Source organism: Kribbella sp. NPDC026596 (assembly GCF_040638415.1).
Taxonomy (GTDB): domain Bacteria; phylum Actinomycetota; class Actinomycetes; order Propionibacteriales; family Kribbellaceae; genus Kribbella.
Map to the genome: position 1 here is coordinate 96,719 of NZ_JBEZYF010000014.1, position 19,453 is coordinate 116,171.

The 19,453-nt window shown below is 68.9% G+C and carries 24 protein-coding genes and 1 riboswitch; of the genes, 17 read left to right on the plus strand and 7 right to left on the minus strand.

Translation table 11 applies throughout. The annotated features are described in order from the left end of the window. The first annotated feature begins 68 nt into the window (after positions 1 to 68). The 7 genes from AB0E63_RS14460 (at position 69) to ribH (ending at position 7,096) form a co-directional block, all read left to right on the plus strand. The gene (locus AB0E63_RS14460) at positions 69 to 1,493 is read left to right on the plus strand and encodes a protein kinase (protein ID WP_360365431.1); all 1,425 of its coding nucleotides are present in this window, start codon (positions 69 to 71) and stop codon (positions 1,491 to 1,493) included. After that, complete coding sequence (locus tag AB0E63_RS14465; protein WP_360365433.1) at positions 1,490 to 2,710, plus strand: MFS transporter; 1,221 nt, start codon at positions 1,490 to 1,492, stop codon at positions 2,708 to 2,710. The genes AB0E63_RS14460 and AB0E63_RS14465 overlap by 4 nt, the downstream gene beginning before the upstream one ends. Before the next feature lie 57 nt (positions 2,711 to 2,767). Continuing rightward, a riboswitch (FMN riboswitch) is annotated at positions 2,768 to 2,901 on the plus strand. 170 nt (positions 2,902 to 3,071) lie between these two features. Next, positions 3,072 to 4,109 carry a bifunctional diaminohydroxyphosphoribosylaminopyrimidine deaminase/5-amino-6-(5-phosphoribosylamino)uracil reductase RibD gene (gene ribD, locus AB0E63_RS14470; protein ID WP_360365434.1) on the plus strand — a complete coding sequence of 346 codons (1,038 nt, stop codon included), beginning with the start codon at positions 3,072 to 3,074 and terminating at the stop codon, positions 4,107 to 4,109. Next, positions 4,110 to 4,715, plus strand: coding sequence for a riboflavin synthase (locus AB0E63_RS14475; protein WP_360365436.1), 606 nt, complete (start codon positions 4,110 to 4,112; stop codon positions 4,713 to 4,715). Beyond that, positions 4,712 to 5,386, plus strand: coding sequence for a nicotinamide riboside transporter PnuC (pnuC, locus tag AB0E63_RS14480; protein ID WP_360365437.1), 675 nt, complete (start codon positions 4,712 to 4,714; stop codon positions 5,384 to 5,386). The genes AB0E63_RS14475 and pnuC overlap by 4 nt, the downstream gene beginning before the upstream one ends. 1 nt (position 5,387) lies before the next feature. Further along, complete coding sequence (locus AB0E63_RS14485; protein WP_360365439.1) at positions 5,388 to 6,626, plus strand: bifunctional 3,4-dihydroxy-2-butanone-4-phosphate synthase/GTP cyclohydrolase II; 1,239 nt, start codon at positions 5,388 to 5,390, stop codon at positions 6,624 to 6,626. After that, complete coding sequence (gene ribH / locus AB0E63_RS14490) at positions 6,626 to 7,096, plus strand: 6,7-dimethyl-8-ribityllumazine synthase (protein WP_360365441.1); 471 nt, start codon at positions 6,626 to 6,628, stop codon at positions 7,094 to 7,096. Before AB0E63_RS14485 ends, ribH begins: the two co-directional genes overlap by 1 nt. A 473-nt stretch (positions 7,097 to 7,569) precedes the next feature. On the opposite strand, the gene AB0E63_RS14495 is transcribed toward ribH, so the two are convergent. Then, complete coding sequence (locus AB0E63_RS14495; protein ID WP_360365443.1) at positions 7,570 to 8,532, minus strand: hypothetical protein; 963 nt, start codon at positions 8,530 to 8,532, stop codon at positions 7,570 to 7,572. Between the two features lie 61 nt (positions 8,533 to 8,593). On the opposite strand from AB0E63_RS14495, the gene AB0E63_RS14500 reads away from it, so the two are divergent. Continuing rightward, positions 8,594 to 9,559 carry a WYL domain-containing protein gene (locus AB0E63_RS14500; protein WP_360365445.1) on the plus strand — a complete coding sequence of 322 codons (966 nt, stop codon included), beginning with the start codon at positions 8,594 to 8,596 and terminating at the stop codon, positions 9,557 to 9,559. A gap of 77 nt (positions 9,560 to 9,636) precedes the next feature. Further along, positions 9,637 to 10,146 (plus strand): DUF1772 domain-containing protein, encoded by a 510-nt coding sequence (locus AB0E63_RS14505; protein ID WP_360365447.1) that lies wholly within the window; start codon positions 9,637 to 9,639, stop codon positions 10,144 to 10,146. Here AB0E63_RS14505 and AB0E63_RS14510 read toward each other — a convergent pair. Beyond that, positions 10,098 to 11,057, minus strand: a complete 960-nt coding sequence (locus AB0E63_RS14510) for a P1 family peptidase (RefSeq protein WP_360365449.1) — start codon at positions 11,055 to 11,057, stop codon at positions 10,098 to 10,100. The two genes, AB0E63_RS14505 and AB0E63_RS14510, sit on opposite strands and share 49 nt — an antisense overlap. A 17-nt stretch (positions 11,058 to 11,074) precedes the next feature. Next, positions 11,075 to 11,473, minus strand: a complete 399-nt coding sequence (locus AB0E63_RS14515; RefSeq protein ID WP_360365451.1) for a VOC family protein — start codon at positions 11,471 to 11,473, stop codon at positions 11,075 to 11,077. 82 nt (positions 11,474 to 11,555) lie between these two features. On the opposite strand from AB0E63_RS14515, the gene AB0E63_RS14520 reads away from it, so the two are divergent. From AB0E63_RS14520 to AB0E63_RS14530, 3 genes are read left to right on the plus strand one after another with little or no spacing between them, the layout of a single operon-like run. After that, positions 11,556 to 11,819 (plus strand): phosphoribosyl-ATP diphosphatase, encoded by a 264-nt coding sequence (locus tag AB0E63_RS14520; protein WP_360167066.1) that lies wholly within the window; start codon positions 11,556 to 11,558, stop codon positions 11,817 to 11,819. Between the two features lie 49 nt (positions 11,820 to 11,868). Next, positions 11,869 to 12,717 (plus strand): ATP phosphoribosyltransferase, encoded by an 849-nt coding sequence (gene hisG, locus AB0E63_RS14525; RefSeq protein WP_360365453.1) that lies wholly within the window; start codon positions 11,869 to 11,871, stop codon positions 12,715 to 12,717. Position 12,718: 1 nt separating this feature from the next. Next, a complete protein-coding gene (locus tag AB0E63_RS14530; RefSeq protein ID WP_360365455.1) occupies positions 12,719 to 13,186 on the plus strand; it encodes a PH domain-containing protein in 468 nt (155 codons plus the stop codon). On the opposite strand, the gene AB0E63_RS14535 is transcribed toward AB0E63_RS14530, so the two are convergent. Beyond that, a complete protein-coding gene (locus AB0E63_RS14535; RefSeq protein WP_360365457.1) occupies positions 13,183 to 14,067 on the minus strand; it encodes an aldose 1-epimerase family protein in 885 nt (294 codons plus the stop codon). The genes AB0E63_RS14530 and AB0E63_RS14535 overlap by 4 nt on opposite strands. A gap of 93 nt (positions 14,068 to 14,160) precedes the next feature. On the opposite strand from AB0E63_RS14535, the gene AB0E63_RS14540 reads away from it, so the two are divergent. From AB0E63_RS14540 to AB0E63_RS14555, 4 genes are read left to right on the plus strand one after another with little or no spacing between them, the layout of a single operon-like run. Beyond that, on the plus strand, positions 14,161 to 14,505 hold the full coding sequence (locus AB0E63_RS14540; RefSeq protein ID WP_360365459.1) for a YciI family protein: 345 nt from the start codon (positions 14,161 to 14,163) through the stop codon (positions 14,503 to 14,505). Position 14,506: 1 nt separating this feature from the next. Next, on the plus strand, positions 14,507 to 15,751 hold the full coding sequence (locus AB0E63_RS14545; RefSeq protein WP_360365461.1) for an RNA polymerase sigma factor: 1,245 nt from the start codon (positions 14,507 to 14,509) through the stop codon (positions 15,749 to 15,751). Further along, positions 15,735 to 16,178: an oxidoreductase gene (locus tag AB0E63_RS14550; RefSeq protein WP_360365463.1), complete on the plus strand. Its 444-nt coding sequence runs from the start codon at positions 15,735 to 15,737 to the stop codon at positions 16,176 to 16,178. Before AB0E63_RS14545 ends, AB0E63_RS14550 begins: the two co-directional genes overlap by 17 nt. Then, positions 16,175 to 16,975 carry a class I SAM-dependent methyltransferase gene (locus tag AB0E63_RS14555; protein ID WP_360365465.1) on the plus strand — a complete coding sequence of 267 codons (801 nt, stop codon included), beginning with the start codon at positions 16,175 to 16,177 and terminating at the stop codon, positions 16,973 to 16,975. The genes AB0E63_RS14550 and AB0E63_RS14555 overlap by 4 nt, the downstream gene beginning before the upstream one ends. Here AB0E63_RS14555 and AB0E63_RS14560 read toward each other — a convergent pair. Next, a complete protein-coding gene (locus tag AB0E63_RS14560) occupies positions 16,929 to 17,600 on the minus strand; it encodes a hypothetical protein (protein WP_360365467.1) in 672 nt (223 codons plus the stop codon). The two genes, AB0E63_RS14555 and AB0E63_RS14560, sit on opposite strands and share 47 nt — an antisense overlap. Further along, positions 17,587 to 18,078: a hypothetical protein gene (locus tag AB0E63_RS14565; protein ID WP_360365469.1), complete on the minus strand. Its 492-nt coding sequence runs from the start codon at positions 18,076 to 18,078 to the stop codon at positions 17,587 to 17,589. The genes AB0E63_RS14560 and AB0E63_RS14565 overlap by 14 nt, the downstream gene beginning before the upstream one ends. A 280-nt stretch (positions 18,079 to 18,358) precedes the next feature. Here AB0E63_RS14565 and AB0E63_RS14570 point away from each other — a divergent pair, with 280 nt between their 5' ends. Beyond that, positions 18,359 to 18,862, plus strand: a complete 504-nt coding sequence (locus AB0E63_RS14570; RefSeq protein WP_360365471.1) for an SseB family protein — start codon at positions 18,359 to 18,361, stop codon at positions 18,860 to 18,862. Between the two features lie 108 nt (positions 18,863 to 18,970). Here AB0E63_RS14570 and AB0E63_RS14575 read toward each other — a convergent pair whose 3' ends face one another. Then, positions 18,971 to 19,396, minus strand: a complete 426-nt coding sequence (locus AB0E63_RS14575; protein ID WP_360365473.1) for a DUF1707 domain-containing protein — start codon at positions 19,394 to 19,396, stop codon at positions 18,971 to 18,973. Between the last annotated feature and the right edge of the window lie 57 nt (positions 19,397 to 19,453).

The following is a 19,453-nucleotide window of genomic DNA, read 5'->3' on the forward strand; positions in this document are numbered from 1 at the left end:
ACCCTGTGCCGCGGCTGGTTGGTTGGGGGTTGGGGTGGTGGCGACCCCTGGGGCGGTAGGTTTCGGTGGTGGAGGCGTTTGCGGGGCGGTATCGGCTGATCGACCTGGTTGGGACCGGGGGGATGGGGTCGGTCTGGCGGGCGTGGGACCTGCGGCGGTCGGCGTACGTGGCAGCGAAGGTGCTTGGGCAGCATGATGCGGCCGCGCTGTTGAGGTTCGTGCGGGAGCAGTCGTTGCGGATCGAGCATCCGCATGTTGTCGCTCCGCATGGTTGGGCGGCCGACGACGACAAGGTCGTGTTCGCGATGGATCTGGTTCGTGGTGGGTCCGTCGCAACTCTGCTCGGTGATCACGGTCCGCTTCCGGCGTCGTACGTGGCGGTCCTGCTGGATCAACTTCTGCACGGTCTGTCCGCGGTTCATGCCGCGGGGGTCGTCCACCGGGATGTGAAGCCGGCCAACCTCTTGCTCGACGTCACCGGTACGGGTAGGCCGCATCTCCGGCTGTCTGACTTCGGCGTCGCGGGACTGGTCGACGAGCCGCGGATGACTCGGCACAGCACGATCCTCGGCACGCCGGGGTACCTGGCTCCTGAACAGCTGGCCGGAGCCGACCCCGATCCACGCCAGGATCTGTACGCCGTAGGTGCCGTGGCCGTCGAGCTCCTCACCGGCGAGCGCCCCGGCTCCGACGGCAAGCTCCCGGCCGTCGACGGTCCACTCGGCGAGTTCATCCACCGGAGTACGGCGACCGATCCGTCCGACCGCCCCGAATCCGCCCACGAAGCGGGCCGCCTGTTGGCCGCCAGCGGTGTACTCCCGCCCTCGGCTACCGCTCCATGGGCTGACGACCCTGACGCTCCGGAAGTCTTCGACCAGCTCCCGCCCCTCCCACGTTTGTGGACCCCAACAGGCCCAGCCCCACAACAACCGGCCCCACAGCCGTCGGCACCGGAGCGCGCGGTTCAACAACAACCAGCTCCGGAACAATCGGCTCTGCAACAAGTGGGTCCGGAGAGGGAGCAGGCTTCGACCGACGGCTGGGGACAGACTCCCGCCGGGGACAGGCGGCAGGCGCCCGCCGAACACGGTGAGCAGGCTCGGGCCGGGCACGGTGGGCAGGCTCGGGCCGGGGGCAGTGGGCAGGCTCGGGCCGGGGGCAGTGGGCAGGCTCGGGCCGGGGGCAGTGGGCAGGCTCGGGCCTGGCGCGGTGGGCAGGCTCGGGCCGGGGGCAGTGGGCAGGCTCGGGCCGGGCACGGTGAGCAGGCCCAGGCCGCGGGCAGTGGGCAGGCTCAGGCCGGACACGGCGAGCACGCTTCGGCTGGACGCGGCGGGCAGGCTTCACTTGATGGCCGGGAGCGGGATGCGGGCGGTCGTGGGGAGCGGGGGTCGGGAGCTGGGCGGTCGCGGGGGGTGTTGGTGGGGATGGCTGTTGTGAGCTTTGTGGGGGCGGCTGGGCTGCTTGGGGCGGCTGGGTGGCTCTTGCTCCGATGACACGAGCCGATGCTTTGGTGACTCGGGCCAATCAGGCTCGGGTTCGGCGGTTGGTGGGGGCGCTCGCGGTCACGACCACGGTTGGGTACGGCGTGCTGACGTATGCGTTCAGCGTGTTGCTGGGGCCAATGAGTCGGGAGTTGGGCATCTCGCCGACGACCGCGGTTGGGGCGTCGACCACTGCGGTGTTGGTGAGTGGGCTGATGTCGATTCCGGTTGGTCGATGGCTGGATGCGCGGGGCGGACGTGGGCTGATGACGTCTGGGTCGGTCTTGGCGTCGGTCGCCGTACTGGGGTGGTCGGAGGTGCAGAGCACTGCGCAGTTGTACGGCGTGTTCGTGGCGATCGGGATTGCGTCGGCGATGGTGTTGTATCCGCCGGCGTTTGCGGTGGTGGTTGCTGTGGCAGCGCCGGCGTCGCGGACGAACGCGATCCTTACCATCACGCTGGTTGGCGGACTCGCTAGTTCGATCTTCCTGCCTTTGACCGGTCATCTCGTGCACGGGTACGGCTGGCGTACCACGCTCGTTCTGCTGGCTGGTCTGCTCGCTGTGACCACGGTGCCGCTGCATCTGTTCGCCGTACGGCGGATTGCGTCGCGGCCCGTGCTCACTGGCCAGCGGACCGGGGCACCTGCGCGGGTTCTGCGGGATCCTGGGTTCTGGTTGCTGGCCAGTGCGTTTGTTGTGCACAGTGCGGCGCTGGCGGTGATCTCAGTGCATCTCGTGCTGTACCTGATCAGCCTGGGGCATCCGCCGGCGCGGGCTGCGACCCTGGCTGGATTGCTGGGGCTGCTGTCGGTGACGGGGCGGTTAGTGACGAGTCTGTCGGCGCGGTGGTTGCCGATGGCGACGATCACCGCGGGGATCCTGCTGGTGCAGGGGGTGGCGATCTCGCTGTTGCCGGTGGTTGGGCGGCACATCGCTGGAGCGGTCGGGTGTCTGGTGCTGTTCGGGCTGGGGTTCGGAGTGTCGTCGATCGCGACGCCGGCGATTCTGCTCGATCGGTACGGCGCTACCGGGTTCGGCACCATCTCCGGGATGCTGACGACGCCGACGACGATCGCGAAGGCGCTCGGGCCGTTGGGTGGGGCCGGGCTGGCCGAAGCGCTCGGGTACCGCCCGCTCGTCCTGACCGTCGCCATGGCCTGCGTGGTCGCGGCCGTCGCGCTCGCGCTCACCCGGCGGATGACACCCCGCCGAGTGACCAAGATGTGACCTGGGTCGTGGTGTGGGTTGTGGGGAGAGGCATACTGGAACCACGAGTGAACCCACTCGCGTGCTCCGGGGTCGGTGTAATTCCGAGCCGGCGGTGACAGTCCGCGACCCGGCCGCTGCGGTTTGGCGGTTGGTTGATCTGGTGGAATTCCAGGACCGACGGTGAAAGTCCGGATGGGAGGCGCACGCGATCGGCGGGTGCGCTCTGGCGTCCGGTGACGCGGCCCGCGGTGGGCAGCGATCCGGCGGGTAGCGACCCAGACGGGGAGCAAGCAGGCCCGCGCGGAGCACCTCGGACGGCAGCGCGTGTGTGCCGGTTGTCATGGCCCCGGTAGTGCGTCCGTGACAACGAGGGGCCGCAGTGAGCAACGCTTCGCCGATTGACGTCGCCTGGATGCGGCGTGCGATCGAGTTGGCCGCGAAAGGTATCGGCGGCACGCATCCCAATCCGGTGGTCGGCTGTGTGATCACCGGCCGGGACGGGCATCCAGTGGGCGAGGGCTTCCATGCCGTTGCCGGTGGCCCGCACGCCGAGGTCGAGGCCCTGCGGATGGCGGGGCCGCTGGCCCGTGGCGGTACGGCGTACGTGACGCTGGAGCCGTGTAATCACACCGGCCGGACCGGGCCGTGTGCCGATGCGCTGATCGAGGCCGGCATCACCCGCGTGGTGTACGCCGTACCCGACCCGAACAACCAGGCTGCCGGCGGTGCCGAGAAGCTCAAGCGCAAGAACATCCGGGTCGAGCAAGGCGTCCTGCAAGCCGAGGCCGAGGCGGTCAACCAGGTCTGGCTGCACAGCGTGCGGGTGGGCCGGCCCTTCGTCACCTGGAAGTTGGCCACCACGCTCGACGGGCGGTCCGCGGCTCCGGACGGCACCAGCCGCTGGATCACCGGCCCGATCGCCCGAGCTGACGTCCACCGGCTCCGGGCCGAGTGCGACGCCATCGCGGTCGGTACTCAGACCGTGCTGGACGACGACCCCGAACTCACGGTCCGCGACGAGAACGACGTACCGGCCGCGCGGCAGCCGTTGCGGGTCGTCGTCGGCGATCGCGAGATCCCACCGACCGCGCGGGTCCGCAACGACCGCGCGGAGACTCTGCTCCTGCCTACCCACGATCCCGCCGAGGTCCTCCGGCAGTTGGACGACCGGCAGATCCGGCACCTCTGGCTCGAAGGCGGCCCGACGCTGGCCGCCGCGTTCCTGCGCGCCCAGCTCGTCGACCAGATCGTCGCGTACGTCGCCCCGGCCGTTCTCGGCTCCGGGTACGCCGCGATCGGTGACCTGGGCGCGGAATCGATCGACCACCTGCGGCGGTTCAAGCTAGCGGACGTCACCCGCCTCGGCGACGACGTCCGGCTGATCCTGACGCCGCTCGAATCGCAAAGGAAGCACTGAATGTTCACCGGAATCGTCGAGGAGCTCGGCACCGTCGAAGCGCTCGACCTGCTCGAAGGTGACGCCGCCCGGCTCACCATCCGCGGCCCGAAGGTGACCGAGGACGCCGGTCACGGCGACTCGATCGCGGTCAACGGCTGCTGCCTGACCGTGGTCGAGACCGGCGACGGTACGTTCACCGCCGACGTGATGCGCGAGACGCTCGAGCGCACCAGCCTGGGCCAGGCGACCAAGGGGTCGCAGGTCAACCTGGAGCGCGCGATCGCCGCCCACGAGCGGCTCGGCGGACACATCGTCCAGGGCCACGTCGACGGCGTCGGCACGATCGCGAGCCGGACACCGTCCGAGCACTGGGAGAACGTCCGCGTCGCCGCACCCGCGAACATCCTCCGGTACGTCGCCGAGAAGGGCTCGATCGCCATCGACGGCGTCTCGCTGACCGTCACCGACGTGGACGACGCGACCGGGACGTTCGGGGTCAGCCTCATTCCGACCACGCTCGAACTCACCGTCCTGGGCCGCAACCAGGTCGGCGACACCGTCAACCTGGAGGTCGACGTAATCGCGAAGTACGTCGAGCGACTGCTCAACGGAGGCACCAAGTGAACCCGGTCGACTGGCTGCTGCACGCCCAGGTGACGATCGCCGGCTCGCCCGTACTGGTCCGCGAGATCGTCGGCAACGTGTTCGGCCTCGGCAGCGCCCTGTTCGGCATGCGCCGGCTCGTCGCCGCGTGGCCGGTCGGCATCGTCGGCAACGTCTTGCTGTTCACCGTTTTCGTCGGCGGGATCTTCGACACCCCGCAGGACAAGGACCTCTGGGGCCAGGCCGGCCGCCAGGTGTTCTTCGCGATCATCAGCCTCTACGGCTGGTACCGCTGGTACCAGACGCGCCACCACGGCTCCGCCACGGCGGTCCAGCCGCGCTGGGCGACCGCACGCGAGCGGTTCGAGCTGCTCGGCATCGGGGTCGTCCTCTATGCGATCGCGTACTTCGTTCTGCGCGAACTGGGCTCGTGGGGTCCGCAGTGGGACGCGTGGATCCTGACCGGCTCGATCCTGGCGACGTACGGGATGGCTCGCGGATTCGTCGAGTTCTGGCTGATCTGGATCGCCGTCGACGTGGTCGGCGTACCGCTGCTGGTACAGGCGAAGTTCTACCCGTCGGCGACGATGTACGTCGTCTACGGACTGTTCTGCGTGATCGGTTTCGCGTCCTGGTGGCAGATCCAGAACCGTGAGCGCACCTCGACTCCCGAACCAGTGGTGGTGGGTTGACATGGGTGACGTACTGAAGCTCGACACGATCGAGCACGCGATCGACGAGATCCGGGCCGGACGGCCGGTGATCGTGGTCGACGACGAGGACCGCGAGAACGAGGGCGACCTGATCTTCGCCGCGTCCAAGGCGACGCCGGAGCTGCTGGCGTTCCTGATCCGGTACAGCTCCGGCGTGGTCTGCGTCCCGATGGAGGGTGCGGAGCTCGATCGGCTCGGGATCCCGCTGATGACTCCGCACAACCGGGAGCGGATGCGTACGGCGTACACGATTTCCGTGGATGCTCGCGACGGCATCAGCACCGGGATCTCGGCGGCCGACCGGGCCCGGACGATCCGGGTACTGGCTGACTCCGCGACCGAGTCGTACGACCTGGTCCAGCCCGGCCACGTGTTCCCGTTGCGTGGGCGCGAGGGCGGCGTACTGGTCCGGCCCGGGCACACCGAGGCGTCGATCGACCTGGCCCGGATGGCCGGGCTGACGCCGGCCGCAGTGATCTCCGAGCTGGTGAACGACGACGGCACGATGAAGCGCGGCCCGCAGCTGCGGGCGTTCGCCGACGAGCACGACCTGGTGCTGGTGTCGATCGACGACCTGATCCGCTACCGGCGGCTGACCGAGTCGCAGATCCAGCGCGTCGCAACGACCACGCTGCCGACCCAGTACGGCGATTTTGTTGCCCACGGCTACCGGAACATCGTCGATGGGTCGGAGCAGCTGGCGTTGGTACGCGGAGAGATCGGTGATGGGCCGACGCTGGTACGGCTGCACTCTGAGTGCCTGACCGGTGATGTGTTCGGGTCGCTGCGGTGTGACTGTGGGCCGCAGCTGGACGAGGCGATGCGGCAGGTCGCGGCTGAGGGTGGCGTCGTGGTTTACCTGCGCGGCCATGAGGGGCGCGGGATCGGGTTGCTGCACAAGCTGCAGGCGTACGAGTTGCAGGACGCGGGACGGGACACGGTCGACGCGAACCTGGACCTCGGGCTGCCGGCGGATGCTCGCGACTATGGGACCGGTGCGCAGATCCTTGCCGATCTGGGGGTGAAGGAAGTGCGGTTGCTGACGAACAACCCCGACAAGCTGGCCGGGGTGCAGGGCTACGGCATCGACGTGGTCGAGCGTCGCGGCATCTCGATCGACCCGACCGAGCACAACCTGCGGTACCTGCGCACCAAGCGCGACCGGATGGGCCACCACCTGCCGGGTGGCGTACTGACCGAAGAGAACGGAGCCGGATGATGTCGGGCAGTGGAGCACCAACCATCGAGGTCGTCCGGGCGGAAGGCGCCCGGGTCGCGGTCGTCGCCGCCCAGTGGCACCCGAAGGTCACCGACGCCCTGGTCGCCGGCGCTCTGCGCGCGCTCGATGACTCGGGCGTCACGGACTACACCGTGATCCGGGTGCCGGGATCCTTCGAGCTCCCGGTCGCGTCATTGCACGCAGCAAAGAACGGGTACGACGCGGTTGTCGCGCTCGGCGTCGTGATCCGTGGGGACACGCCGCACTTCGAGTACGTCTGCCAGGCGGCGACCGAGGGGCTGATGCAGGTCGGCGTGACCACGGGGATCCCGGTCGGCTTCGGCGTACTCACCTGCGACAACGACCCCCAGGCCCTCGACCGCGCCGGCTTGCCCGACAGCCGAGAAGACAAGGGCTACGAGGCAACCCAAGCAGCCCTCTCCACCCTAGTGGCGATCCGAGAGCTGTAGCTGACCTGTCGCACGCGTGAGGTGATCTGCCCCACGCGTGCTACGCAGCCACTCCTGCGTCGCAGCCGCTCCGCGCGCTCCCGCCCGCCCAGCTCTTCCTTGCGGGCTGCTGCGCGCTGCCGCGCGCCCGCGAGCTGCGCGCTGCCGCGCGCGGGTGAGTGCCGGGGCGGGCACGGTCCCGGTGGATTGATGTCGTTACGGGGATCGTGGGTGAATCCGACGCGTGGTCTGCAGGTCGGGTTCGCGGATGACGGTTCAGGTGTGAGCGCGTCGTCTCGGAGGCCATCTGCGGACCGGATTGGGTCGAGTCGTGGCGATCGGCGGCAGCGCGGTTTGCCGAGTCGTGAATCCGTGCGGTCGACACGCGGTTCTAGCAGGCCGCGATCCACGACTCGATGCCTGACGGGATGAGCCGTCCGGCGGGTCGGCGGCCGCCTCCGGGGCCACGAGCCGCCGACCGCGTGGGGACACCACTACTTGATTCGGGTGTGTTGCATTTTCCAGTTGGGGAGCCAGGTTTGGCCGTTGTCTGTGGAGAAGGATTGTTCCCAGGCGGCCTTGTCGACGCCTGGGGTCCAGAGGAAGCGGACGTCGATGGGCCGGCCTTCCCAGATGTCCGGGCCTTCGAAGGTGCCGGTGCCGTCGGGACCGAAGGAGCCGATGACCGGGGTTTCCAGTTGGCCGCGGAGGCTGTTGATCCAGTGGATGGCCCAGGTCTTCGCCGACGGGTTGTAGATGCGGAGGGTCGCGCCCCGGAAGCCTTCGGTGGGGAACCAGCCCTCGTCGAAGCTGATCGCGCCGTCGAAGTACGTCGTGACCTGCATCTCGGACTGCATTTCGTACCACTCGGCCGGCTCGCCGAGCGCGGGGCGGCGGCGCTGGTTGTGCATGTCCCAGCGGCCGACCAGGAAGTCGAAGTCGCCAGTCACCTTCGGTACGTCGAGAGCAGGTGGCGGCGTGGAGCGGCGGGTGAAGTCCATGATCCAGTTGGTTTCCCAGGTTTGACCGCCGTCGTTGGAGTACGCCTGTTCCCAGTGCGCGGTCTCCGGGGTGATGTCCGACCATTCGTAACTGCAGAGGATCGGCTTACCGTCTAGCTCGTCGTCACCAACGAGCCGGCAGCGAGAGCCGTCCTCCGACCAGCCGCCGCGCACCGGCGGGTACAGCCGCATCGTCCGGCTGTCGACCCACCAGATGCTCCACTCCCGCGCGACCGGGTCGAACAGCCGGACCGACAGCCCATACGACCCCTTCGTCGGGAATCGCATCTCGTCGATACTGATGGCGCCGTCGAAGTACGTGTGCGCCGTCGTGGTTCCGTCGTACTCCAGCCACTCGTCGCATCCGGCGAAGGCTTGTTTCAGGGTTCGGTGCCGGACGTCGAAGTACCCGTTCAGGAAGTCGAAGTCACCGGTCACCTTGGTCCATGTCGTCATGCAGCCAGCCTGCGACCAAAACCTGACAATCCATGGCAGTGTTCCGGGTTAACCTCGGAGCATGCGTTCAAGTCGGTTGCTGTCGATCCTGCTGTTGCTGCAGACCCGCCGGCAGCTGACCGCGCGCGAGCTCGCCGATGAGCTCGAGGTCTCGCTGCGGACCATCTACCGCGACGTCGAGGCGCTCGCGGCGGCCGGCGTGCCGGTGTACGCCGATCAAGGGCGGGCCGGTGGTTATCGGCTGGTCGAGGGGTACCGGACCAGGCTGACCGGTCTCACCGAGCAGGAGGCGGCAGCGCTCTTCCTGGTCGGTATGCCGGGCGCGGCCGCGGCTCTCGGGCTGACCGCCGAGACCAGCGCGGCCGAGCTGAAACTCCTGGCGGCGTTGGCGCCGGACCAGCGGGATCGCGCCGGCCGGTTGAAGAACCGCTTCCATCTCGACCTTCCCGCCTGGTACCGGGACGCCGAGACCTCACCACAGCTGTCCGCCGTCGCCGACGCGGTGCTGCATGATCGACGAGTCAAGGTGCTGTACCGCCGATGGGAGGCACCGCGTGAGGTCGAGCGCGTGCTGGAGCCGTACGGGCTCGTGCTCAAGAACGGCAGCTGGTACGTCGTTGCCGCGACCGCCGGCGGGATGCGTACGTACCGGGTCTCCAACATCCTCGAGCTCACGCCCACCGAGGAGGAGTTCGAGCGGGCGGACGGGTTCGACCTGGCCCAGTTCTGGCAGGAGCACCTGGAGGGCTTCGACCAGATCCGCTTCACCGCCGAGGCCGTTGTCCGAGTGTCCGCGCGATTGGCCGGGCAGATGTACGACGTCTCTTACCCGGCTCTGGTCAGAGCGGTAGCCGCCGCGGAGCCCAACGAGGACGGCAGCGTCGTGGTGACGATCCCCATCGAATCCATCCCCAACGCGGCGGCCACCCTCTGCCGCTTCGGCGACAGCCTGGAGGTGCTGGAACCACCAGAACTGCGCACCGAACTGGCAACCCTCGGCCGAACGCTGTCCACCCTCTACTCCTGAGCCGACGATATGTCTGGTAAATATCTTATGAGTTCCGTACTATATGAAATACAGAGGAGATGAGTGCAGGGAGGCACATGATGTACCGGGTGGTTCGTGGTGTGAGTCTGTTGTTCAGTGGGCTGTTCGCCGGCTTCCTGGTGTGCGTCCTGGTGCTCGAGAATTCGCTGCGGGGTTTCGATGCGTCGGTCTACACGCAGGTGCGGCTGGTGGAGCTGGACTCGCTGGACACGCTCGCGTCGGTGACCTTGATCCCGGCGATCGTGACCACTGTCGTACTGGCGATCCGGTCCCGGGGCACCGATCGCCGGGTAGTGCTGGTGGCGTTCGCGTTGCTGCTCATCGTGTTCGCGACGACGCTGGCGATCAATCTTCCGATCAACTCGGATCAGGCGTCGTGGTCGGTGCAGAACCCGCCGGCCGACTGGTCCGGTGTGCGTGACCACTGGCAGGTCGCCCACCTGATCCGCACCGTTGCCGCGCTGCTCGCCTTCGGTTCATTGATCGCGTCCGCGCTCACCCATCGTGCCCCTGCGCATCACGATGCCCGGCCTGATCCCGTTGTCAGTGCGCGGATCAGGTCGTGAGGGACGGCGTGGGCGGTGTTGCCGCCGTACCCGGTGGTGGTGTGGGCCATCGTGAGGGAGTTGAGGAGAGCTTCCTCGACCGATTCGGTGACCGCCTGGAACGGTTCGCGGAGGTCGCGGTCGGCAAAGACTCCACGGCGAGTGGTGAAGGCGATCGCGTAGTCGCCACTGCCGGGTGCGTAGTCGGAACCCACGCGAGCCAGAGCGAAGATCGCCCGCCGAGCGAGCCGACCCAGCTGACGGGCATCGACCCCAAGGTCCGTGGCGACGACGATCATGCAGGAGTTTCCTTCGGCGTCGATCGGCTCGGCCGGGATCGGGGTGCCGAGGACGGTGAGCAGCCCGGAGAAGTTCGATTGCACGAGGGCGCCGACCGTACCGTGCTCGACGACGCGGGACGCCGTACCGATGCCGGCCTTGAAACCGAGGGCCGCGGTACCGGTGCCGGCTCCGACGCACCCCTCGGCGGGAAGGTCTGACGAGGCGGAGTCGAGGGCGGCGTGGACGTGCTCCGGGGTGATCGGGCGGCGGCGGATGTCGGAGAGGAACCTGTCATTGGTCTCGCCGACGACCGGATTGAGGCTGGTCGCCTCCGGGTCACGATCGAGCAGCCAGCCGACCAACGCGTCGGCGACCCGGAAGACACTGAGCGTCCCGGTCAGCAGGATCGGCGTCTCGATCACCCCGAGCTCGTCCACCTGCGTCGACCCGACGAGTTTCCCGTACCCGTTGCCGACCGCCACCGCCGCGGGCAGGCCGTCGGCGTATCCGGGCGGCACGATCGCGGTGACACCGGTGTTCAGATCACCGGTGGCGATCGTGGTCTGGCCGACCCACACACCTGGTACGTCGGTGATCGCGTTGAGTGGACCGGTGGGCAATGAGCCGACGACGACGCCGAGATCACGCACTCTCCTGCCTGTCTGCATCAGGCGTGGCGTCCTAGCGGAGACCGGTCGCCCACGAACCACAAGTGACCGAACGGGTCCGCGAAGGTGCCTTGGCGGTGCGGACCCCACGGCATCTCGTGGACGCGCACCGGGTCGCCCCGGTCGTCGGCGCCGGCCTCGACGGCGCGCTCTACGAAGGTCTCCGGATCATCGACGAAGACCTCGACCCGGACGGTCGGGGCACCGGTGCCCGCAGGTGTGTCCCACCCGTTGTTCTCCGGTTCGCCGAGGAAGAAGGCCGCGCCACCGACCGTGAGGCCGATCACGCTGCCGAGGTTCCACAACTGCTCGGCGCCCAGGGCCCGTGCGTACCATTCCGCGGCCGCCGGGGCGTCCGGGACCGCCAGCATCACCGAGATCTGTACTTGCTCGTCCATGACCCCAGTAACCCACGGTTGAGGTCCGGTGGGCGGACCTGAGGGTCAAGTCCTGGGCGCGGCCCTCTAGGCTGGGCGGGCGATGAAGAGTTTTGAGGAGCTGTTTGCCGAGCTGGGTGAGAAGGCGGCGACGCGGCCGGAGGGTTCCGGGACCGTGGCGGCGCTGGACGCCGGCGTGCACGCGATCGGCAAGAAGCTGGTCGAGGAAGCCGCCGAGTCCTGGATGGCTGCCGAGTACGAGAGCAAGGACCGGGCCGCGGAGGAGCTGTCACAGCTGCTCTACCACGCCCAGGTGATGATGCACGCGCTCGGACTGGACCTCGACGACGTGTACCGACATCTGTAGGAGCGCCCCGACAGACACCGGTTCACCTCTTCGAAGAAAGGGCAGTGCCATGCTGCGCGTCGCAGTACCCAACAAGGGCTCGCTGAGCGAGGCCGCCATCGAGATGCTCACCGAGGCCGGCTACAAGCAGCGCCGGACCACCAAGGACCTCACGCTCACCGACACGGCCAACGAGGTCGAGTTCTACTACCTGCGCCCACGCGACATCGCCGTGTACGTCGGCGCGGGCACCCTCGACGTCGGGATCTCCGGCCGCGACCTGGTGCTCGACTCGCACGCGGACGCCGACGTGATCATGGGCCTCGGGTTCGGCTCGTCCACGTTCCGGTTCGCCGGCCGGCCGGGTGCCGCCGACTCGATCAAGGACCTGGCCGGCAAGCGCATCGCCACGTCGTACGCCGGGGTCCTGCAGGATCACCTGGCCGAGAACGGGGTCGAAGCCGCCGTGGTCCGCCTGGACGGCGCGGTCGAGTCGGCCGTCCAGCTGGGCGTCGCGGACGTGATCGCCGACGTCGTCGAGACCGGTACGACGCTGCGCCAGGCCGGACTGGAAGTGTTCGGCGACCCGATCCTGCAGTCCGAGGCGGTGCTGATCAAGCGGAACGGTGTCGAGACCCCACCGAACGGGATCCAGCAGCTGGTCCGCCGGCTCGAGGGCGTTCTGATCGCCCGCAACTACGTGATGATGGACTACGACATCCGCGCCGAGGATGTCGACGCGGCGACCGCGGTCGCGCCCGGACTCGAGTCGCCGACGGTCTCACCGCTGCACCGGCAGGGCTGGGTCGCCGTCCGGGTGATGGTTCAGCGGGCCGACGCACAGCGATTGATGGACCAACTGTGGGAGGTGGGCGCGCGTGCCATCCTCACCACGGACATCCACGCCTGCCGGATCTGACATGACCGCGCCCGGCCGGCTGTTCAGCTTCCACCCGCGGATCGTGTCGCTGATGGCGGCCGGGATGGGCCTGTCGCTGATCGCGGTCTTCGGGGTGATCTGGTTCCGGTTGCCGGAGGACGCGCGGGACACGTTCAGCTGGTTCCAGCGGCTGACGTTGCTGGCGTTCTTCGGCGCGATCCTGTGGATCCTGTACCGGATGACGACCCTGCGGGTGACGGCGTACGCGGACCGTTTGCACGTGCGCAACGTGTTCAAGTCCTACACGCTGCCCTGGACCGAGGTGTCCGCACTGCGGTTCCGCTCCGGCGACGCCTGGCTCCAGCTCTTCGATGCCGACGGCAACCGGCTCGGGATCCTCGCGGTCCAGGCCGCCGAGGGGCTCCGGGCCGGCCGGGCGGCGAAGGAACTGGCGGCGGTCGCCCGTGAGCACGGCGCCGGCCCGGCCACCAAGAAGACTGACGCCTAGGCGGACACCCGGAACGTCGTCGTGTGCGACTCACCAGGCTTCAGCACGACGAGGTTCTGCCCGGTGATGAACGCGTTCGGCGGGCAGGTCATCGGCTCGACGGCGAGCGCCGTACGCCCGATCGCGGCGCCGGTGTAAAGCTGCAGCCACGGCGTGTCACTGGACAGGACCGCGCGAGCGCCGGAATCCGGGTCGCTCAAAGTGACCGACCACGAGCCGCCACCGAGCCCGGTGAACGTGTTGTCGATCTCGAGGCCACCGATCGCCCGGCCCGACCGGAAGTCGTACGGCGACCCGTCAACCGGAGCCAGCCCGATCGGCATCATCCGTTCGGGAGACACCTCGAGCCACTCCGCCGCGCTGAACTCCAGCACGCACTCGTCGATCACCCGGCCGACGCTGAGGTAGGGGTGCGTCCCATACCCGTACGGCGCGTCACTCGAGCCGACGTTGGTCGCGGTGGCGGTCACGGTCAGTCCGTCGTCGCTCAGGCGGTAGCCGAGTCGGAGATCGAGCTGATGGGGGTATCCGGGCTGGCCGTGCAGCCGGTGACCCGCCTCGACGCTCGCGGCATCGCCGTCCACCCGGGACCAGTTCGCCCACCGGGTCAGGCCGTGGATCGCGTTCTGCCGGGCCGGCTCGGTCAGGTACAGCTGCTGGTCGATGTCCTCGAACGAGTACTTCCCGTCCGTGATCCGGTTCGGCCACGGGAACATGTGCTGCCCGATCCCCGCGTGCGCCGGCTCGTCCTCGCCGTACCCGAGCAGGACCGGGCGGCCGTCGTACGTCAGCCCGCGCAGGCCACCGCCGACGCTGACCACAGTCGCCTCGTAGCCGCCGGCCTCGATCGTCCACTGCTCCCCGGAGGGCAACACGCTCATACCCCCATCCTGACAAAAGTTCTTCGTGGTTGCTGTCCATCGGGGGCGAACCCGTTCGTGGTGATGCTGTAATCACGCCTACAGGAGGTTCTGATGAAGTACATGCTCTTGATCAACGCCGGCGAGCTCGACCTGAGTGGGGGAGCGGTCGGATGTGAGCCCGAGGACTGGATGCGGTTCGACAAGGAGATCACCGACTCCGGAGTGGTTGTGGCGTCGGAGTCGCTGGCGGACCTGGTCACCGCGACCCGGGTACAGGTCGCGAACGACGGCAAGCGGACCGTGACGGACGGGCCGTTCGCCGAGACCCGTGAGGTGCTCGGCGGGTTCTACGTGATCGACGTACCCGATCTGGACGTCGCTCTCGACTGGGCGGCCAGGTGCCCGGGCTCGCGGGCCGGCGGCTCGGTGATGGTCCGCCCGGTCGCGGAGTTCTGAGGTGGACCAGGTCGAGGAGGTCTTCCGGGAGGAGCGCGGCCGGCTGCTGGCAGCGCTCGCCCGGCGGTTCGGCGACCTCGACCTGGCCGAGGAGGTCACCTCGGAGGCGATCGAGGCGGCGCTGGTGCGCTGGCCGGTCGACGGCGTACCGCGGAATCCGGGCGGCTGGCTGATGACCACCGCCCGGCGGAAGGCGGTCGACCGGTTACGGCGGGACCAGGTGTACGCCGCCAAGCTCGCCGTACTGCAGGTCGAATCGGACCGGGCGGAGCTGCCGCGTCCAGGTGGTGGGTTGCCGGACGAGCGGTTGGAGTTGTTCTTCACCTGCGCGCATCCGGCGCTCGCTCCCGAGGACCGGGGTGCGCTGACGCTGCGGTGCCTGGCCGGGCTGACCACGCCGGAGGTGGCGCGGGCGTTCCTGGTGCCGACCGCGACGATGGCCAAGCGGATCGTCCGGGCGAAGACGAAGATCCGGGAGGCGCGGATCCCGTTCCGCGTCCCCGGCCCGGACGAGTTGCCCGAGCGGCTGCCGGGCGTACTGCAGGTGATCTACTCCGTCTTCACCGAGGGGTACGCCGCCAGCTCCGGCCCGTACCTGCAACGCCTCGACCTCGCCGAGGAGGCGATCCGGCTGGCCCGGATCCTGAACCGACTGCTCCCGGATGAGCGCGAGGTCACCGGCCTGCTCGCCCTGATGCTGCTGATCCACGCGCGCCGCGACGCCCGCAGCGAACCCGACGGCTCGATCGTCCTGCTCGAGGACCAGGACCGCAGCCGCTGGGACCAGGACATGATCGTGGAGGGCCGCGAGTTGGTGGTCGCCGCACTTACCGGCGGCCCCGCCGGACCGTACGCCGTCCAGGCCGCGATCGCCGCCCTCCACGACGAGGCAGCCGACTTCGCAGGCACCGACTGGCCGCAGATCGTCATCCTGTACGACGTCCTGCTGGCGATCGACCCATCTCCGGTGATCGCGCTCAACCGCGCAGCCGCGATCGCGATGCGCGACGGCCCCGAGGCCGGCCTGGCGCTGCTGGACGAGCTGGCCGCGGAGCCGCGACTCCGGGACTACTACCCGTCCGCACTCGCCCGCGCCGACCTCCTGCACCGCCTCGGACGCTTGCCCGAGGCAACCACGGCGTACGAGCGGGCGCTCGGCCTGGCCGGGTCGGAGCCCGAGCGGGCCCATGTCCGTGACCGACTGGCCGAAGTGGAGCAGACTGTGGCCCATGGAGACGGTGTATGAAGCAGCGGGTGGGGCCGAGGGGATGCTTCGGCTGGCGCATGCGTGGCATGAGCGAGTGATGGCGGACGAGGTCGTGAGCCACGCGTTCCACGGTGGAGCGCGACCGGACCACACCGAGCGGCTGGCGGCGTACTGGGGTGAGGCGCTCGGCGGGCCGCCGGCGTACTCCGGGAACTACGAAGACGAGACGTATGTCGCCCGGTTGCACAGCGGGAACGGTGAGCACGACGAGATGAATCGCCGCGCGATCGCCTGCTTCGATGAGGCGGTCGCGGATGCCGGGCTGGCCGGGGACGGCCGGTTGCCCGCGGTGCTGCACGACTACTTCGCCTGGGCGACCACCACCACGATGTACAGGCATTCGGGCGAGGACATCCCCGACGGCCTCAGCATCCCGCACTGGTCGTGGGGCGGTCTGGAAGAGTGACGGACCGTCTGTCCAGAGTCGCCCAGGGGTGGGACGAAGCAGCCGACGGCTACGAGGCGTACTTCGTCCCCCGCTTCGCCCCCTGGGTGAGGGCCGCGGTGGATGCGCTCGATGGGCTCCCTGACGGACCGATCCTGGTGCCGTGCTGCGGCACGTTCCCCGAACTCGACCTGCTTGCACCGCGATTCCCCGACCGGAAGATCGCCGGCATCGACCTGTCCGCGGAGATGGTGCGGCTAGCTCGGGAGCGAGCGAGCCGGCTGCCGCTGGTCGAGGTCCTCCAGGGTGACGCCGCCACCCTCGACCCACGATGGTCCGCCGCCTGCGCGGCTGTCGTATCTGTCTTCGGCTTACAGCAACTGCCCGACCCGAAAGCCGCCATCCGATCCTGGTACGACGCACTCCGGCCGGGCGGCCGCATGTGCGTCGTCTTCTGGCCCGAGGTCACCGAGGAGACCGGGCCGTTCGCCTTGGTCGCCAAGGTGATCGGTGTCCGGAGCGACCACTCCTGGGAGGACGGACTGCTCTCGGACCTCGACCGTGCCGTCATCGAGCGGGACGAGCTCGTGTCCTACCCGATGACCCACGCCGACGCGGCGGAGTACTTCGACACCGCCAACCGCTCCGGATCGATGCGAGCGCTCGGGTTGGCGCGTGGCGACGCCTACATGGCGGAGCTGCGAACGGAGTACCTGAAGCTGGCGCCGGCGGGGGAGTGGACCCACCATCCGCGGGCGCGGCTGATCTCGGTCAGGAAGCTGCCGAGTCGTGAGGCGGTAACGCCACCGACTTCGTGATGATCTCGAGCGCCGGGTCGTGCGGGACCGTCGGGTTGCCGTCGACGATGACATGCGCGCGGGAGCGGGTCGCCTGGTCGGCGAAGTGGTCGCGCTCCCACCGCATCCACTCCAGCCAGTGGTCGCGGAGGGCCTCGCCGTCGCGCTCGATCCCACGATCCAGCCGGACCTCGTTCGACGTTTCGATCCACAGTCGCAGGGACTGCCAGTGACCGGCGTCGCGGTCGCAGGACGTGACGCCCTCGACGATCAGGAGCTCGACGGTGACGGGTACGACATGGAGCTCGGCGTACGCACCGACATGCCAGTCGTAGCGGCGGTAGCGGCCCTCGCGTCCGTCGGCGATCCGCTGCAGCACGTGGTCGCGCAGCAGGCTGAAGCCGCGGACGGCGCCGTTCCAGCCGTCGTACAGGTCGTCCATGTGGATGACGTAGGTATGCAGTCCGCGGGCCTCGGCCCGGGCCTGCACGTTCGCGGCCAGGCAGGACTTGCCGGATCCGGCCGGTCCGTCGATGCCGATCAGTCTGGTCCGGCCGAGGTGCGGAGGGCCGGCCTGGACGTTGTCCAGGAGGGAGTCGATGGTCAGGGGCGAGCCGTGGTCAGGGGCTTTGTCAGTTGATTCCATGTCGTTTCAGAATGTCCTCGATCTCGTCGAACTCCGACGATTCCTGCTGCTTGGCCTTGGACCCCTTGGACGGCTTGGCAGCTTTGGCGGGAGCGGCCGACGCGGGTGCGGGACCCGTCGCGGTCAGCTCACCCGCGGGCGAGGCGGGTTTTGACTTCGGTGCCTTCTCCGGACGACGACCGCGGGCCACGCCGGAAACGACGTACAGCACCACGGAGACGCCGAACAGTGCGACGCCGGCCCAGACCGTCGGCGAGAAGATCAGGTGGGTGACCCAGCTCACGGTCGAGCGGATGACGTCCCAGACCAGCTCGAGCAGCCCGGTCAGGTACAGCGAGACCGGGAGCAGGGACCAGGCCACCCCGCGCGTGCCGGCCGCGACCCCGCGGCGCCGCCACGCGGCCCACGAGCCGATCAGGCCGAGCAGCGTCAGGCCTACGCAGAACGGCAGCAGCGTCAAATCGTTGAAGTCAGGCACATACCCAGGCTCGCACAGTCGGCGCCGGAACCAAGAGGGGAAGAGCCCTGACGTACCCCTGAAACTGGGGTCCGGACCGCCAGGCCATCACATCCGGGTCCTACCGGGCTCGCCCAGGCGTGGCGCGGCCGATCCGGGGCGATTGTGATGGCCTGGCGGTCCGGACGTCCCCCACTCACCAACCTCCCGTACACCCGCGCTGCGTCGCCGGGACCCGGCTCGTCGGCGCCGATTCGGGGTGGTTGGTGAGCGGGGGCGGTCCGCGGGAGAGAATGCAACGGTGCAACCAGAACGGCGACTGGCTTTTACCGGGTTCGACAACGATGACGGCTCGGCTGATCCGGCGCTGGCCAGGGCGCTTGCGCAGGGTGATCACGGCGCGGTGCTGTCGGCGCTGACCAAGGCGCGGCTGCTGGTGCCGGTGGTGGCGATGCTCGGCGAGGTCGAGTACGACGAGAACGGTCTGGCGCACGACAAGACGTCGGACATGGCGGTCGCGTTGCTGCAGGGGCAGGACGGCCGGAACGCGTTGCTGGCCTTCACCGGGACCGAGAGCCTCGCGCGCTGGAGTCCGGAGGCTCGGCCGATGCCGGCGCAGACCCAGCTGGTCGCGACCGCGGCCATCCAGGAGGGCGCCGCCGCGATCGTCCTGGATATCGCCGGCCCGGCGGCCGGGGTGATCGAAACCGACGACGTACGGCGCTTGGCCGCCGGCCTCCAGGTGGTTCGCCTGGAAGACGGCGGCTACGCCTGGATCGGCACCCCAGAGCCAGCGGACGGGTGAGCCTCAGCCGACCGGCTTCGAAGCCGTGGGTGACACCGGCCAGCGCGGTGACCGCGCCGGCACCGGTGCCGTAGACCTTACGGACGTCGGTGAGCTGGACCGGCGTGCTCACTGCGAGACCAGTACGTCGGTCTTGCGGTGGTAGGACTCGTTGGTCCACCAGAGGATCGCGACGACCATGCCGAGGCCGATGTCCGACCACAGCCACCAGGGCCAGTCGAAGTGCCCGAAGACGGCGAGGATCACCCAGATCACGAACTGCACGACACAGGTGACCAGCCAGACCGCGCTGACTGCTCGCAGTGCGGTGGTGAGACCGCGCGGCGGGAGTGCGTCGGCCACTCCGTCGAAGACCTGACGGAGCTCGCCGCGGGTGCGGGCCGCGTCCAGGTGCTCGAACCGGTCGAGTGCCTGCGGCGGCGTGAGCTTGCCACGCCGTACGGCGCTTTCGAGCTTGGACGCGGCCGACCGCCGGTCGGAGGCGGACAGCTGAAGCTGGTCGGGGAGCAACAGCGGGTCGAGGACGGTGTTCATCAGCTTTACCTGCTTTCTCGAGGGGTATTGTGAAAAAGCGTAGGGATTGAACAATTT